This window comes from Pseudoxanthomonas sp. PXM03, from assembly GCF_014852005.1.
Classification (GTDB): Bacteria; Pseudomonadota; Gammaproteobacteria; order Xanthomonadales; family Xanthomonadaceae; genus Pseudoxanthomonas_A.
The window spans coordinates 142,366-157,576 of sequence record NZ_JACVAU010000001.1; the positions used below are offsets into that span (position 1 = coordinate 142,366).

At 67.4% G+C, this 15,211-nt stretch carries 13 protein-coding genes; 5 read left to right on the plus strand and 8 right to left on the minus strand.

Features of this window, described 5'->3' with window-relative positions; all coding sequences use genetic code 11:
• Window positions 1-40 precede the first annotated feature (40 nt).
• A complete protein-coding gene (locus tag IB223_RS00670; protein ID WP_192199782.1) occupies window positions 41-691 on the plus strand; it encodes an MliC family protein in 651 nt (216 codons plus the stop codon).
• 48 nt (window positions 692-739) lie between these two features.
• On the opposite strand, the gene IB223_RS00675 is transcribed toward IB223_RS00670, so the two are convergent.
• The 3 genes from IB223_RS00675 to IB223_RS00685 form a co-directional block, all read right to left on the minus strand.
• Entirely contained in the window at window positions 740-1,405 is a 666-nt protein-coding gene (locus IB223_RS00675; RefSeq protein ID WP_192199783.1) for a DUF3011 domain-containing protein, read from the minus strand.
• 91 nt (window positions 1,406-1,496) lie between these two features.
• Entirely contained in the window at window positions 1,497-2,726 is a 1,230-nt protein-coding gene (locus IB223_RS00680) for a multifunctional CCA addition/repair protein (RefSeq protein WP_192199784.1), read from the minus strand.
• A gap of 200 nt (window positions 2,727-2,926) precedes the next feature.
• Window positions 2,927-4,888: a transglycosylase SLT domain-containing protein gene (locus IB223_RS00685; RefSeq protein ID WP_192199785.1), complete on the minus strand. Its 1,962-nt coding sequence runs from the start codon at window positions 4,886-4,888 to the stop codon at window positions 2,927-2,929.
• Window positions 4,889-4,949: 61 nt separating this feature from the next.
• On the opposite strand from IB223_RS00685, the gene IB223_RS00690 reads away from it, so the two are divergent.
• Together IB223_RS00690 and IB223_RS00695 are read left to right on the plus strand one after the other, a co-directional pair.
• Window positions 4,950-5,747 carry a sulfite exporter TauE/SafE family protein gene (locus IB223_RS00690; protein ID WP_192199786.1) on the plus strand — a complete coding sequence of 266 codons (798 nt, stop codon included), beginning with the start codon at window positions 4,950-4,952 and terminating at the stop codon, window positions 5,745-5,747.
• A 214-nt stretch (window positions 5,748-5,961) separates the two neighbouring features.
• Window positions 5,962-8,802 carry a TonB-dependent receptor gene (locus IB223_RS00695; protein ID WP_192199787.1) on the plus strand — a complete coding sequence of 947 codons (2,841 nt, stop codon included), beginning with the start codon at window positions 5,962-5,964 and terminating at the stop codon, window positions 8,800-8,802.
• Window positions 8,803-8,906: 104 nt separating this feature from the next.
• On the opposite strand, the gene IB223_RS00700 is transcribed toward IB223_RS00695, so the two are convergent.
• The 4 genes from IB223_RS00700 to IB223_RS00715 all read right to left on the minus strand — a co-directional run bounded on the left by IB223_RS00700 (window position 8,907) and on the right by IB223_RS00715 (window position 12,189).
• A complete protein-coding gene (locus tag IB223_RS00700) occupies window positions 8,907-9,677 on the minus strand; it encodes an endonuclease/exonuclease/phosphatase family protein (protein ID WP_192199788.1) in 771 nt (256 codons plus the stop codon).
• A 23-nt stretch (window positions 9,678-9,700) separates the two neighbouring features.
• On the minus strand, window positions 9,701-10,528 hold the full coding sequence (locus IB223_RS00705) for a thiol:disulfide interchange protein DsbA/DsbL (RefSeq protein ID WP_192199789.1): 828 nt from the start codon (window positions 10,526-10,528) through the stop codon (window positions 9,701-9,703).
• 96 nt (window positions 10,529-10,624) lie between these two features.
• Window positions 10,625-11,281, minus strand: coding sequence for a thiol:disulfide interchange protein DsbA/DsbL (locus tag IB223_RS00710; RefSeq protein WP_343227161.1), 657 nt, complete (start codon window positions 11,279-11,281; stop codon window positions 10,625-10,627).
• Window positions 11,282-11,406: 125 nt separating this feature from the next.
• On the minus strand, window positions 11,407-12,189 hold the full coding sequence (locus IB223_RS00715) for a c-type cytochrome (protein WP_192199791.1): 783 nt from the start codon (window positions 12,187-12,189) through the stop codon (window positions 11,407-11,409).
• A 141-nt stretch (window positions 12,190-12,330) separates the two neighbouring features.
• On the opposite strand from IB223_RS00715, the gene yihA reads away from it, so the two are divergent.
• Window positions 12,331-12,930 (plus strand): ribosome biogenesis GTP-binding protein YihA/YsxC, encoded by a 600-nt coding sequence (yihA, locus tag IB223_RS00720; RefSeq protein ID WP_142123064.1) that lies wholly within the window; start codon window positions 12,331-12,333, stop codon window positions 12,928-12,930.
• 3 nt (window positions 12,931-12,933) lie between these two features.
• Here the strand turns inward: yihA and IB223_RS00725 are convergent, their stop codons facing one another.
• Complete coding sequence (locus IB223_RS00725) at window positions 12,934-13,650, minus strand: VIT family protein (RefSeq protein WP_192199792.1); 717 nt, start codon at window positions 13,648-13,650, stop codon at window positions 12,934-12,936.
• Between the two features lie 169 nt (window positions 13,651-13,819).
• Here IB223_RS00725 and IB223_RS00730 point away from each other — a divergent pair, with 169 nt between their 5' ends.
• Window positions 13,820-15,184, plus strand: coding sequence for a glutamate--cysteine ligase (locus IB223_RS00730; protein WP_192199793.1), 1,365 nt, complete (start codon window positions 13,820-13,822; stop codon window positions 15,182-15,184).
• The last annotated feature ends 27 nt before the right edge of the window (window positions 15,185-15,211 follow it).

The window sequence follows — 15,211 nt, forward strand, 5'->3', positions numbered from 1 at the left end:
CGGCGCTAGCATGCGCCGCACCCCGTGCCGGAGACCGCCGATGAAGTCGCCCCTGTTGTGCCTCCCTCTGTTCCTGTTGGCAGCCTGTTCGCCCGAAACTCCCGCGCCTGCCGCTACAGCGCCCACCCCGGAGCCCGCCGCCACGGCGGCTCCTGCCGCGAGCGTGGCGGCCCCAGAGACCACTCCCGTGCTGGCACCGCCCTCGTTCGATTGCGCCAAGGCTGGCAGCGAGGCGGAGAAGCTGGTCTGCACCGACGCCGAACTGGCCGCGCTCGACCGTCAGCTTGCCGCGCGCTACGCGGAAGCCAAGGACATCGACCCCGCCGTGCAGCGCGGCTGGGTGAAGGGGCGCGACGAATGCTGGAAGGCGGACGATGCGCGCCTGTGCGTGCTGGAGTCCTACAGGACCCGCCTGGTCGAGCTGGCGATCCAAGCGCCCGGCCTGGTGGTACCGAAGGCGGTGGAATACCGCTGCGACGACAACAGCAAGCCGTTCACGATGACCTTCTACAACGACCTCGATCCGCCGGCGGCGGTGATGACCTGGGGCAACGACCAGGCCATCGTGTTCCCGCAACCGGCAGCCAGCGGCGCCAAGTACGGCCGCAGCGGCATCGAGTACTGGGAACACCAGGGCGAAGCCAGCGTGGACTTCTTCGGCAACAAGCTCAGCTGCCGGCCTGTCCCGTGACCATGAGGGAAGGACGCCAAGCGTCCTCCCTCTACGGGCTTCCGACGTTCAGCGAACGCGGCGGTAGCGCACCTCGTTGTGCCGGTCCCCCACCTGCGAGGTGACCAGGCCGTCGCGGGACTGGTCGATGTCGAACGTGGTGTTGCCGACGTTGAGGCGGCCGTCGTTGATCCAGCCGTTCACCGTCTGGCCACCGGAACGGGCTTTTGCGCGGCCATCGGAGTCGATGGTCAGGGTCACGTCGCTGTTGTACATCGGGTTGTAGCCTTCGAACGTGCCGATCATCCAGCCGGGGACATACGACGTATGCCGCGGCCCCTGGTAACGGTCGTCGTCGTACTTGTTGTCCTTCTTGTCCGCGTTGGCGGCGATGGCGCCGAGGATGGCCGCGCCGATGAGGACCCCGGCCGCCACCTTGGCATCCTTGTTGCCGTCATGGTGGCCTGAAGAACTCGTGTGCACGCGGAAGGTCGCGCGGCAACCGTCATCCACCCAGATCTCGCGGCGGTTGTAGTCCCAACTGCGGCCCTGGACGCACGAGGTGCTGGACAACTGGCGGTCCAGGGTGACGTAGGCCGACGTGGAGATCGGGCAACTCTGGTAACGGTCGTTGCGGCTTTCGCAGGTGACATAGTCATCGTCGGCCCGGGCTTCGGAGCCCCACAGACCGGCGCCGGCCAGGCAGAGGTACAGAACGGTGCGCGTGCATTCCATGACGGACCCTCGAGTGTGGGATGGCGTGATGCGGCTCCCGTGCCGCGAAGGCGACAATACCCGGGCATGCGTGAAATGTGATGCGAGCGGATCAGCCGTTCGTCCGACGGGCCTGCTGCACGGCCGCCACCCGTGCGGCGCGGATGGCGTCGCCGATCTGCGGGCCGGTCATGCCGTCACAGGCCACGTCGCGGGTACTGACCTGCCGGGCCGCCTGGTGCAGGCGCACCAGTTCCCGGCCCTGCGGATAGTCCGCCTCTGCATGGTCGCCACGTCCGCGTTTGTCCGCCTCGCAGACCGTGGCCAACCAGGGAATGCGCTCGGGACGACGGAAGGCATCGCAGCGGGTGAGCAGCTCCACGACCGTGGCATCGCGCAGTTCGGCCAGGCGATGCACGTTGAGATGCTCGCGACACGCCATCACCGCCAGTTCGCGGTAGTCGGCTGGCACCTTCAGGCGCTCGCACAGGGCGAGCACGGGCCTGACACCTGCGTGCTCGTGCCCGATGTGCTTCGGCAGCATGTCGGCCGGCGTCAACGCCTTGCCGAGGTCGTGGGTCAGCGCAGCGAACCCGATGCACGCGTCACCGGGCGCGAGCCGCGCAGCCATGTCGCTGACCATCTCCTGGTGCACGCCCGTGTCCACTTCCGGGTGATACTCCGCGCGCTGCGGAACGCCGTACAGCGCATCCACCTCGGGCAGCACCACGGCCAGCGCCCCGCAGGCGCGCAGCGTGGACAGGAAGGCAGAAGGCGTCGTCGATGCCAGCGCGCGCCGGAGTTCCTGCCACATCCGTTCCGGCACCAGCGCGTCGAGCTCGCCACTGGCGACCAGTTCGCGCATCAGCGCCATTGTTTCCGGTGCAATGGTGAAACCCAGCGATGCGAAGCGCGCCATGAACCGCGCCGCACGCAGCACGCGCAGGGGATCTTCGACGAAGGCCAGGCTCACGTGCCGCAGCACGCGCGCGTCGATGTCACGCGCACCTCCGTACGGGTCGATCAGCGTTCCGTCGGCATCCTGCGCGATGGCATTGAGGGTGAAGTCGCGCCGCTGCAGATCGTCTTCCAGCGTCACGGAGGGATCGGCATCGACCACGAAGCCACGGTAGCCCCGTCCGCTCTTGCGTTCCGTGCGCGCGAGCGCGTACTCCTCGCCCGTGTCGGGGTGCAGGAACACCGGGAAGTCGCGACCGACCGCCTTGAATCCCTGCGCTTCCATCGCCGCCTGGGTGGCACCGACCACGACCCAGTCGCGGTCGCCGGGCGCCAGCCCAAGCAACCGGTCGCGCACCGCGCCGCCGACGAGATAGATCTTCATGCCGGCATGATGCCGGATTGGTGCGTTCGCCGTCTGCTGTTGACCTCTGCAGGAGCGACGTGAGCCGCGACCGGAAAAGCGGAACGATGTGACGCCTGATAGAGCGACTGCTCCTGACTCGCAGTGGAGCATCCGCGCACCTCTGGGTGCAGGGGGCGCGGTCGCGACTGACGTCGCTCCTGCAAGGAGCGCATCCGCCTTCAGCTCTTCGGCATCTGCGCCGTCGGGCAGGTGAAGGCCTTTCGCTTGGCCTGCACGCGCCCCATCATGCGGTCGGTCACTGGCAGGGCGTTGCCGTTGAGGCGCCAGTCGTAGATCACGCTGAAGGCAAGCACGCGCGCCACGTACTCGCGGGTTTCCTTGTAGCTGATTGTTTCGATCCAGACGTCGGGGTCGAAGCCCGGTCGCTGCGCCTGCCAGCGCGCGGTCGGTGCCGGTCCGGCGTTGTACGCGGCGATGGCGACATAGGGGACGCCATACTTGTCTTCCATCTCGCGCAGGTACGCGGTGCCGATGGCGATGTTGGTGTCGGCGTCGTACAGGCTCGCCGCGCCCGCATACGGGATGCTCCATCGCTTGGCAACACCGGCGCCCGTGCCGGGCAGGACCTGCATCAGCCCCATGGCGTTGGCGCCGGAGCGCGCCTTCGGATTGAAGATGCTCTCGGCGCGGATCTCGGCCGCGACCCAGGCCGGATCGATGTTGTGCTTCGTCGCTTCGCGCTTGATGGTGTCGTCGTGGTGCAACGGGAAGCGAAGCGTATACAGGCGCTGCTCGTCCGGCTGCCTGCCGAGCGAGAACACGGCACGGTCGAACCAGCCGTTGTCGCGCGCCACCTCCACCGCGATGCGGCGCTGGGTATCGTCGAAGCGCGACAGCGCCTCGTTCCACTCGGCGGTCGCCCAGCCGGGCCGCTCCAGTTGCCACAGCTCCATCGCGCGGACGATGGCCGGATCGCGCGCGACCATCTGCTTTGCGGCGACAGGATCATTCGGGATCCAGGCGCACAGCGCGTAGGGCTGCTCCAGGCGGTCGGCCGCCAGGAAGCCATGGAACGTGGGGCTGGCGGCGGTTTCCCGGAACAGGCGTTGCGCGCTGGCGCGGTCACCCGTCTTCTCGGACATGCGCGCTTCGAAATAACGCCAGCGCGAATCCGCGCGCTGTGCAGGCGGCATCTTCTTCAACGCAGCCAGCGCGGCCGGCCAATCGCCGCGCGACAGGGCCTCGCGCACGCGCCATTCGTGCAGGCGTTCGTCGTAGGCGGACTCGGGCACGTTGCCCAGCCGGCGCGCGGAATCCGGACCGTAGGAGGCGACCGTCCACAGCGCGACCTGGTACAGCACCTGCCCGCGTTCGGATTCGCCCATCCCCAACGCATCGGCGTACTGCGGCAACAGGCGCTCGGCGGTGTCGGGATCGTTCTGGGCCAGTCTGGCCAGTCCATGTGCGGCCATCCGCCGGCTGCGCTCGGTCTTGGGCCAGTTCAATGCGCGCGGATGGATGGCGTCGATGAAGGCGGCGTAGTCGGCGGCCAGCGCGCCCTCCTCGGCGGGCAGTCCCCGGGCAGCCGAGCGCATCACGCCGGTCTGGCGCTCCGCGGCCGCCGCCTCGATGCGTTCCCAGCGCAGCGCGGGAGTGAGTCCGCCCTGGCTCGCGAGCACGTTGAAGACCGGCTCGCAACCATCGGGCAGCGACTTCGCGCCCTTGCGCCAGATCGCCTGCGCCTGCTGCGTCCACGCGGCATCGGTGCGGCCGGTGGCCTGGCGTGCCTGCAGGTGCGAGCACTGCAGGGAGAGGTTTTCAGTGGGCTTCCACGCGGCGAGGAAGGTGGGCCACTCCTGGCGCCGCGCCAACGCCGCCAGCCACAGGGAACGGAACTGTTCGGCCACGGCCTGGCCTTCGTGACGTTTCAGAAAGGCCTGCGCCTGCGGTGTCGACACTGCATCGATCTGGCGACGCAGCGAGGCGAACTCGACCCAGCCGTACAGCGGGTGACGGACGAGCGCGGATGACGTGGCGCCATCGAGGCGGCCGGCTTCCGCTGCGGCGAGCGCGTCGCGGACGACAGGACGTTGGGTATCGAGCGATTGCGCGCGCGATACCGGCGCGATGCACAGGCCCGCGAGGGCAGCGAGTACGATGACAGGGGGGATGCGGATCATGCCGGCGACTATACCCAAGCCGGCTGAACCTCCCTGTAGACAGGCGATGACGAGGTGATGCTTGGATGGTGTTTGGATTTTCCCTGTGCTGGGCGTGCTGGCCGGCATTCTCGCGGGTCTGCTCGGCATCGGAGGTGGCCTGGTGCTGGTGGCCGCACTCGCGTGGATACTCCCGCTGCATGGCATTCCGAAAGAAGCCGCAATGCATGCCGCGCTCGCCAGTTCATTGGCGAGCATCGTGCTGACGGCCACGTCGTCCGCATACGCGCACCATCGTCGCGGCAGCGTGTTGTGGCCCACGGTGGCGTGGATGGTGCCGGGCCTGCTACTGGGCGGTTGGGTTGGCAGCGGTCTGGCGGTGTACCTGGATGACGACGTGCTGCGCTGGATGGTGGCCGGCTACTGCTTCATCGCAGGTGCGCAGATGCTGTTCGGCGGCAACGCGCACCCTGAAGGCCGTGGCGTACCCGCCCCGCGCGGTGCCGGCATGAGCGTGGCGGGCACCGCGATCGGGGCAGTGTCGGCGGTGGTCGGTATCGGGGGCGGCAGCATGACGGTGCCGCTGCTGGTGTGGCGCGGCGTGCAGCCGGTGCGCGCGGTCGGCACGTCCAGTGCCTGCGGCGTGGCCATCGGGCTCGCAAGTGCCGCGGGTTATGCGCTGCACGCGCCGCCAGGTGCATTGCCGGCGCATGCGGTGGGTTACATCTATCTTCCGGCCGCCATCGGCGTGGCTGTCGCCTCCGTCCTCGCCGCGCCCTACGGCACGCGACTGGCGCACCGCATTGGCGGCAAGGCGCTGAAGCGTGTGTTCGCCGTCTTCATGGTGGTGATGGGCATCGCGATCATCGCCAGCGGCTGATCGCGACGCGTTCTACACGCATTTAGTTGTTAACCATCGTGACGGCCGTGTGTAGAAACTCGCGGTAAACCTGTTTATATCCCGATAATCACCGTTACCTTCTTCAAAACGGTGACTTGTTTCCGTTGTGGGTGTTTTACCGATTCTTTACAACGATGGGCAAGCCGCTTTAGGCATCGGCCGTGCGGCCCAATCCCTTCCGGAGAGAGAATCCATGAACGCACGCCGCCACAAACTGGCTTCGGCCATACAACTCGCAGTGCTTCTCGCGTTGCCCGCCACCGTCCTGGCCCAGGAGGCCACCACGCTGGACACGATCACCGTGACCGGCAGCCGCATCAAGCGTGCCGAGATGGAGGGCCGCGTACCGGTGCAGACGCTGTCACGCGAAGACATCGAGCGCTCCGGCCTGACCTCCATCGGCGACATCCTGCAGGAACTCACCGGTTCCGGTTCCGCCCTCAACACCAAGTTCAATTCCTCCGGCAACTTCGGCTTCTCGCCCAATGGCGATGGTGTGGGCGCCGGCTCGGCACAGGTGGACCTGCGCAACCTGGGTCCGAAGCGCGTGCTGGTGCTGGTGGACGGGATGCGCTGGGTCAACGAGTCTTCCGCTTCCGGTGTTTCCGCGGCAGTCGATCTCAACACCATTCCACTGGCGCTGGTGGAGCGCATCGAAGTGCTCGAAGACGGCGCGTCGTCGCTGTACGGTTCCGATGCCATCGCCGGCGTGGTCAACATCATCACCCGGCGCAACTTCGATGGAGGGCAGGTCACGCTCAACTACGGCCAGTACGACAAGGGTGACGGCGAGATCACCGGTGCCGATTTCGCGTGGGGCTTCGACACCGAGCGCAGCAACCTGTTCCTGAGCCTGAGCTACACCGAACAGAAGGAAGTCAGCTCGGCGGACCGCTACATCTCTTCGATCCCGATCCAGGGCGGCAGCTCGCGCATCCTCGGTGGCCGCTACGCCTTCACGGATCCGAACGGCAACGAATACGACCTGTCGGTGAAGCCCGGACAGACCAACCCGGTCTACACGCCCAACCTGCCGGACTGCGATTCGGGTGTTGCGCGCACAGACGGATTCCAATGCTTCGACTTCGGGCGCGATGCCTTCAACTATGCGCCGTACAACCTGCTCATCACCCCATCCAAGCGCATGGGCGTGTTCGGCCAGTACCGCTTCTCGATCACCGAGCAGCTGAACTTCTATGCGAAGGCGCTGTACAACCGCCGCGAATCCACCAACCAGGCCGCGCCGGAGCCGATCGACCTCGGGCCTGGCGCGGGCACCAGCTACACGGCCGACCTGGTCATACCGGCCAACCATCCCTACAACCCGTTCGGCTTCGACCTGGTGGGTGGGCCCGGCGGCAACATCGGCACCATCCGACGCCGCCCGCTGGAAGGTGGTCCCCGCATTTTCGAGCAGGAGGTCGATACGCAGTACATCGCGGCCGGGCTCGAAGGTTCCTTCGGTGGCGAGCGCCAGTTCTTCTGGGACGTCAACGCGGCCTTCAGCAAGAACGAAGCGGACCAGACCAACCGCGGCAGCTACAACGCGCGCAACATCGCCACGGCCCTGGGCGATCCCGCGGTCTGCGCAGCCACGAACGGGTGCACGCCGCTGGATATCTTCGGCTTCGACACCATCACGCCCGCGATGCTTGCCTACATCAGCCCCCTGTTCCGCGACCGCAGCGAACAGAAGCTGACCCAGGTCACCGCCAATCTGAGCGGCGCGCTGTTCCCGGCGTGGGCGGGGGACGTGGAGTTCGCAGCAGGCGTCGAGTACCGCAAGTACGAAGGCAGCTACAACCCGGATCCGCAGACGGTGGCCGGCGAGTACAACGGCGTGCCGTCGCTGCCGACATCCGGCGAGTACGACGTCAATGAAGCGTACGTGGAATTGAACGTGCCGCTGTACGCGCAACAGGATGGCGCGGGCAAACTCGACCTGAGCCTGGCTGGCCGTTATTCGGACTACTCGACCTTCGGTGGCGAGTTCACGCCGAAGTATGGCCTGCGCTGGCAGGTGGCCGAGGACCTGGTGCTGCGCGCGACGTATGCGGAAGGCTTCCGCGCCCCGTCGATCGGTGAACTGTACGGCTCGCAGAGCCGCTTCGATGCCTTGCTGGTCGATCCTTGCCTGGTACCGCCAAGCGCACCGGCCGGGTCCGTCGCGCCGGTCGCATGCCCCGGCGTGCCGGTGGGCGCACGGCAGAATGATCCGCAGATACCGGTGCTGACCGGCGGCAACCCGGAACTGCAGCCGGAAACCGCGCGCAGCTTCAGTGCCGGACTGGTGTTCAGTCCTTCGTTCGCGGAAGACGTGGCATGGTCGGACAAGCTGGACTTTGAAGTCACGTACTACCGGCACAACCTGGAAGGCGCCATCCAGGCCATCGACGCGCAGACACAGCTGGATCTGTGTGCGACCACGCAGGATCCGCAGTACTGCACCGGCATCAACCGCCTGGCATCGGGCGAGATCGATACCTTCGCCAACTTCCTGATCAATCTCGGCTCGATCAAGACGGATGGCTGGGATGCGGACGTGTTCTGGACGCTGCCGGAGAGCACCATCGGCCGCTTCAAGTTGAGCTGGCAGAACACCATCGTGACCCGTTACGAAGCCCGCGGTGCGGGTGGCCAGTTGCAGCCACAGGCCCCGGGCATCGTCGTCAACGACACCGCGATCCCCGAGTGGACGTCGACCGCGACGCTGGACTGGAAGCTGGGCAACTGGAATGCCGCGTGGAGCATCCGCCACCTGTCCGAGATGGAGGAGGCCTGCCTGGCGGCGGATCCGTCCGAGTTCTGCGACACGCCGACCCGCAACACGCTGGCCGCCACGACTTACCACGACCTCCAACTGGGCTATGAGTTCGAATGGTTCAAGGGGCTGCAGCTGACCGGTGGCGTCAACAACGTGTTCGACGAGGATCCGCCGGTGTGCACATCGTGCTCGCTCAACGGCTACGAAGCCTCGACCTACGACATTCCCGGCGGTCGCTTCTTCTACGTGCGTGCCAACCTGAGGTTCTGAGACATCGCATTGTCTGCAGTACGAAGAAGCCGGCGTCTGCCGGCTTCTTCATGTGGCGTGCCGCGACGGCGCCGCGATCCTTGGCCCCGGCATACCGCGAGGTGTCAGCGCAACGCGATGTCCGGCACGTCGATATCCATCGCCAGCGCAAGATGGTCCGAATTCGCGGCGGGCATGGCGCGTGCGTTGTCGGTGCGCAGGCCTTCGCTGACCAGGATGTGGTCAATGGCGCGCTGCGGGCGCCAACTGGGGAACGTGGGCACGCAGAATGCCGGAGGACGCAGGCGGGTGCGCTTGTAGAGCAGTTGCATTTCCGGCGTGTCGGGCACGCAGTTGAAGTCGCCCATCAGCACCGCGTGCGGATGATCCGACAGCAGTTCGCCGATGAAGGCCAGTTGCGAGCGGCGCGAGTTGGCGCCCAGCGACAGGTGCGCGACGGCGACCGTGAGCCCTTCGTCACCCTCGCCGAAGCGCGCCATCAGCACGCCGCGGCCGCTGATGCGGCCGGGCAGGCTGTGGTCGGTGACTTCCACCGGTTCAAGTTTGCTGAGCAGGCCGTTGGCGCTGCCGGCGACCCGCGCGACATTGCGGTTGGGCTGGTGCGTCCAGTAATCGAAGCCCGCGCGCTCGGCCAGGTAATGCGTCTGGTTGGTGAAGCCCGAGCGCAGGCTGCCGGGATCGGCCTCCTGCAGGCCGACGATGTCGTGCTCCCCGGCCAGCTGCGCGATCAGGTCCAGGCTGCCGCGCTTGTTGCCCGCCGGCAGCGCATGCGACCAGCTGCGGGTCACATAGTCGCTGTAGCGGCGGGTGCTGGAGCCGGCCTGGATGTTGGCGCTGAGCAGCCGCAGCCGCCGCGTGGCCGGAGCGTCGATCATGGAAGTGGGGGCTTCCGTGGCGTTCAGCGGCGTGCGCGTTCCATCGCGACCAGGTGGTCGGCGATGCGCAGCACGTCGGCGTAGGTCTGGCCGCCGGTCACGCGGTACTTGCCGTTGACGATGATGGTGGGGGTGCTTTCCGCCCCGGCGTTCTTGGCGAACTGCATGCCGCGGGCGACCTGCGAGTTGGTGCCGAAACTGTTCATCAGCGACACGAACTCCTTCGCGTCCACGCCGTACTGGGCATACCACTGCGCGATCTGCGCCGGATCCGCCGGCGGCTTGCCTTCGCCCGGCAGCGAGCGCTGCAGGTGGATGGCGCTGAACACCGCGTCATGGGTCTTGTCGACCAGGCCCTTGGCCTGGGCCGCGTAGAACGCCTTGCCGTAGGGCGCCCACACGGGACCGAAGACCACCGGCACGTAGGTCACGCGCACGTCGGCAGGCTGCTTCTTCTTCCAGGCCGAGACTTCGGGGGCGAAGCGGGCGCAGGCCGGGCAGACATAGCCGAATACCTCGACGACTTCGATCTGGCCGTTGAGCGGCGCGTACGGCTGGCCATTGGGGATCTCTACGTAGTCCGTGCCGGCGACCGGCGGCGGACCCTGCGGCGGCAGGACGGGGTTGGTGTTGGCGGTCGCCGTGCTGTCGGCACCGTCGGCCGGCGCTGCGGTCGCGGCATCGGCGGAAGCTGCCGGCGCGTCGGTGGCGGGCGCGGTGGTGGCATCGATCGTGGTCGCCGGTGCGGCGGGCGCCTCGGCGGCCGGCGTGGTGTCGGTGGCCGGCTTCGGACCACAGGCCGCCAGCACGGGCAGCAGCAGGGACAGCATCAGGACGTGACGGGATTTCATCGCGCGAGCTCCAATGGATCAGAGGAAAAAGGTGCCGGCCGGGCCGGGGACATCACATTCTGCATGGCGCCCGCAACGGCCGCCATGACGGGATCGTCACTTGCGGCCGCGTTCGCGGGCGACGAGCCGGTCGGCGATCTTCAGCCTGTCGCTGTAGTTGCCGCCGCCGGTGACGCGGTACTTGCCGTTGACGATGATCGTCGGCGTGCCTTCCACGCCAGCGGCGGCCACCCAGTCCTGTGCCTTGGCCAGTTGCTGGTCGACGACCGGGCCGCGCAGGGCGGCCAGGAACTTCGCGCGGTCCACGCCCTGGCTGGCATAGAACCCGGCGATTTCCTCGGCAGATGCGTTCTGGATGGGCAGGTTGCCGGTCTTGTGCAGGGCGTCGAACACCGCCTGGTGGGTGCGCTCCTGCACGCCCAGCTGCTGCGCGGCGTAGAAGGCGCGTGCATAGGGAATCCAGTAGCCACCGAAGGCCGCCGGGACCGGCGTCAGCTGCACATCGCGCGGCAGCTTCTTCTTCCAGGCGGCGAGCGTGGGTTCCAGGTGCGCGCAGTGGATGCAGGTGTAGCCGAACACCTCCACGACCTCGATCTTGCCCTTGGCGGGCGCGAACGGCTTGCCGTCCGGAATCACTTCATAGTCCTGCCCCTCGACCAGCGGGGGCGATGCGGGCGGTGCGGCAAGGGTGGCGACCGGCAGCAAGGCAAGCAGGGTGATCAGCACGGGCAGCAGACGCGAGACCATCGGGATTCTCCAGAATGGAACGGGACGTCCCGCTCCGGGGCGTCGCGGAAAAAGAAACGCCGGCCATGGTGGGGCCGGCGCGATGAACAGGAGCTTGCACTTGCGGCCGCGCGACGCGGCCGGGTGCGGGATTACTTGCCGCCGGCCTTGGCGGCGGCCACGTCGTCGGCGCGGGCATGCAGGCCCTGCAGGTAGCTGGCCAGCGCCTGGATTTCCTGCTCGGTCAGCGGTGCGGCGACCTGCGCCATGATGTTGTGCAGGGTCGGGTCCTTCAGCGTGGTGGTGCCGGCCTTGTATTCCTGCAGGCGACGCACGGTGTAGTCCTGCATCTGCCCGCCGATGTGCGGGTAGGCCGGGCCGGGGTTGCCGGCGCCGGTGGGGCCGTGGCACGCCATGCAGGCCGGCACGCCGCGCGCGGCGTCGCCGTTGCGGTACAGCTGCTGGCCTACTTCGTAGAACTTCATGTCCTTGTAGGGACCCTCGGCGACGATGCTGTCGTCGGCCAGGCCGGCACCCGACTTCTGGGTGGCGAAGTACGCACCGACATCGCGCATGTCCTGCGCATTGAGGGTCTGGGCGAACGGGGCCATCACGGCCGCCATGCCGGTGTTGCGCTCGCCCGAGGCGAACAGCGCGAGCTGGTGCGCGATATAGCGCTCGCTCTGGCCGGCGATGCGCGGGTACTGCGGATCGCTGGGGTTGCCGTCGGCGCCGTGGCAGGCCGCGCAGGCAGCCGCCTTGGTCTGGCCGGCCTTGGCATCGCCCCAGGTGGTCTTGGTGAGGTTGATGTCCAGAGGCGCGGTCTCGACCGGCGCATTGTCCGGCACCGGAACCACGGTGGTCTGTGCAAAAGCGACTGCGCCCACGGCCAATACGGCCAGTCCGGCAAGTCCCATAACGCGAGCGTGGCGCATGCTAAAGCTCCGAAACCCTAGACGATACGCGGCGCAGAATGCAGCCGCGAAACCGTTGAATTATCCCTGCGCCGGGGCTGTCCGGTCAATTCAACGGGCTTCCGGCATGTCCCCGGGGCCGGCACATGCCATGCTAGTGCCATGTCGAACCCCCTGAATTCCGCCACCTACCTGCTTTCCGCCCACACCCCGCGCCAGCTGCCGGAAGATGGTGGATTCGAGGTGGCCTTCGCCGGCCGCTCCAATGCCGGCAAGTCCAGTGCCCTCAATGCGCTGGTCAACCACAACCGCCTGGCGCGGGTCTCCAAGACCCCCGGGCGCACCCAGCAGTTGGTGTTCTTCCAGGTCCAGCCGGAACGCTATCTGGTGGATCTTCCCGGCTACGGCTACGCCAAGGTGCCGCAGGATCTCCAGGCGCACTGGCAGGCCTTCATCGACCGCTACTTCCGCACCCGCGAAGCGCTCAAGGGCTTGGTGGTGGTGATGGACATCCGCCACCCGCTGAAGGACTACGACCGCCAGATGCTGGGGTACGCCGTCCAGCGCGGACTGCCGGCCCATGCGCTGCTGACCAAGGCCGACAAGCTGGGCCGTGGCCAGCAGGGCAACGCACTGCAGGCGGTGAAGAAGGAGCTGTTCTCCGCCTTCGGCGACACCGTCAGCGTGCAGACCTTTTCGGCCGAGTCCAAGCAGGGCGTGGACGAGGCACGGATGATCGTGGGGAACTGGCTGGCCGTTTAGGGATCACACGGCGACGTGGAACAGGCGGCCCACCAGCGCCGCCGCGCCCATCGCCATGGCACCCCAGAAGCCGACCCGCAGCGCGCCGCGCAGGATCGGTGCGCCGCCGACCCGGGCCGCCAGCGCCCCCGACAGCACCAGCCCCACCAAGGTCGCCACGGTCGTCACCATGCCGACCTGGCCGGCGGGCGCCAACAGCGTGGTCGCGATGGGCAGCAGTGCGCCCACCGTGAACGCACCCGCCGACGCGAGCGCCGCCTGCACCGGACGGGCACGCAGGGCCTCGGTGATGCCCAGCTCGTCGCGTGCATGGGCTTCCAGCGCATCGTGCGCGGTCAGCTGTTCCGCCACCTGGCGCGCAAGCGCGGGCGACAGGCCGCGCTGCACATAGATCTGGGCCAGCTCCAGCAACTCGCTCTCCGGCGTATCCCGCAGCTCGCGTGTCTCCACCGCGAGATCGGCTTCCTCGGTATCGGCCTGCGACTGCACGGAGACGTATTCGCCTGCAGCCATCGACATGGCGCCCGCCACCGTGCCGGCCACGCCGGTCAGCAGGATCGTCGAAGGCGCTGCGCCACTCGCGGCCACGCCTACCACCAGGCCGGCGACCGACACGATGCCGTCGTTGATGCCCAGCACAGAGGCGCGCAACCAGCCCACGCGATCGGTGCGATGACGTTCGCGATGGCGGGCCTGGGGCGAGCGGGGATGTGAGGGCATGGATGCAGCGTAGTCCACGTCCGGACACGCGTCGATGTGCACCACGGATGGGATGCTGCGGCGCCTGGATGGCCATGCTGGCGTGCATCCGGTCACGTTATAGTGCCGGCCTTGCGACAGCGGGGCTTCGTCTCCACGTCGTGGCCTCTCCCTTCGCGCGAGTCTGCCCTTGTCCAGCCCCAGCCACGTTGCCGACACGCTGATCACCGATCGCGCGCAGTTGGTCGAATACATCGCCTCGGGTGAGAAGCCCGCGCCGGATTGGCGCATCGGCACCGAGCACGAAAAGTTCGGCTTCCGCCTGGACGACCTGCGTCCGCCGACCTTCGACGGCGAGCGCGGCATCGAGGCCCTGCTGAAGGGTCTGACGCGTTTCGGCTGGGAAGCGATCGAAGAGAAGGGTCGCGTCATCGCCCTGACGAAGGACGGCGCGTCGGTCACGCTCGAGCCGGCCGGCCAGCTGGAACTGTCCGGCGCGGCAGTCGAAACCCTCCACCAGACCTGCGTGGAAGTGGGCACGCACCTCAAGGAAGTGAAGCAGGTCGCCGACGAACTCCAGCTCGGCTTCCTCGGCATGGGGTTCCAGCCCAAGTGGCGCCGCGACGAGATGCCGTGGATGCCCAAGGGCCGCTACCAGATCATGAAGTCGTACATGCCCAAGGTCGGCCAGCTGGGCCTGGACATGATGACGCGCACCTGCACCGTGCAGGTCAACCTGGATTACGCCACCGAAGCAGACATGATCAAGAAGTTCCGCGTGTCGCTGGCGCTGCAGCCGGTGGCGACGGCGCTGTTCGCGGATTCGCCGTTCACCGAGGGCAAGCCGAACGGCTACCAGAGTTACCGCTCGCACATCTGGACCGATACCGACGGCGACCGCACCGGCATGCTCGACTTCGTGTTCGAGGAGGGCTTCGGCTACGAGCGCTACGTCGACTACCTGCTCGATGTGCCGATGTACTTCAGCTACCGCGATGGCATCTACCATGACGCCAGCGGGCAGAGCTTCCGTGATTTCCTCAAGGGCGAACTCCCGGTGCTGCCGGGCGCGCTGCCCACGCTGCGCGACTGGTCCGACCACATGACCACCGCGTTCCCGGAAGTGCGGATGAAGAAGTTCCTGGAAATGCGCGGCGCCGACAGCGGTCCCTGGAACCGCATCTGCGCGCTGCCGGCGTTCTGGGTGGGCCTGCTGTACGACGATGCCGCACTCGATGCGGCGTGGGACCTGGTGAAGGACTTCACTCTGGAAGAGCGTCATGTACTGCGCGACGGCGTGCCGAAGCATGCATTGAAGCTGCCGTTCCGCGGCGGCACCGTGCGCGACCTGGCCAGCGAAGCAGTGAAGATCGCCATCGGCGGTTTGAAGCGTCGCGCACGCCTCAACAGCAAGGGCGTGGACGAGGCCGGCTTCCTCGATGCGCTGGTGGAGATCGTCGAGGCCGACGAAACACCCGCCGAACGCAAACTGGCGTTGTTCCATGGCGAGTGGAACGGCGACATCGATCGCGTGTTCCGCGAGTTCGCGTACTAACCCATCCTGCACCCGGACACCAGGCCG

Coding starts and splice junctions, on each gene's coding strand:
- IB223_RS00725 (WP_192199792.1), bottom strand. CDS start 13,650: ATGCCCTCACATCCCCGCTCGCCCCAGGCCCGCCATCGCGAACGTCAT.
- IB223_RS00685 (WP_192199785.1), bottom strand. CDS start 4,888: ATGATCCGCATCCCCCCTGTCATCGTACTCGCTGCCCTCGCGGGCCTG.
- IB223_RS00680 (WP_192199784.1), bottom strand. CDS start 2,726: ATGAAGATCTATCTCGTCGGCGGCGCGGTGCGCGACCGGTTGCTTGGG.
- IB223_RS00705 (WP_192199789.1), bottom strand. CDS start 10,528: ATGAAATCCCGTCACGTCCTGATGCTGTCCCTGCTGCTGCCCGTGCTG.
- IB223_RS00670 (WP_192199782.1), top strand. CDS start 41: ATGAAGTCGCCCCTGTTGTGCCTCCCTCTGTTCCTGTTGGCAGCCTGT.
- IB223_RS00715 (WP_192199791.1), bottom strand. CDS start 12,189: ATGCGCCACGCTCGCGTTATGGGACTTGCCGGACTGGCCGTATTGGCC.
- IB223_RS00695 (WP_192199787.1), top strand. CDS start 5,962: ATGAACGCACGCCGCCACAAACTGGCTTCGGCCATACAACTCGCAGTG.
- IB223_RS00700 (WP_192199788.1), bottom strand. CDS start 9,677: ATGATCGACGCTCCGGCCACGCGGCGGCTGCGGCTGCTCAGCGCCAAC.
- yihA (WP_142123064.1), top strand. CDS start 12,331: ATGTCGAACCCCCTGAATTCCGCCACCTACCTGCTTTCCGCCCACACC.
- IB223_RS00675 (WP_192199783.1), bottom strand. CDS start 1,405: ATGGAATGCACGCGCACCGTTCTGTACCTCTGCCTGGCCGGCGCCGGT.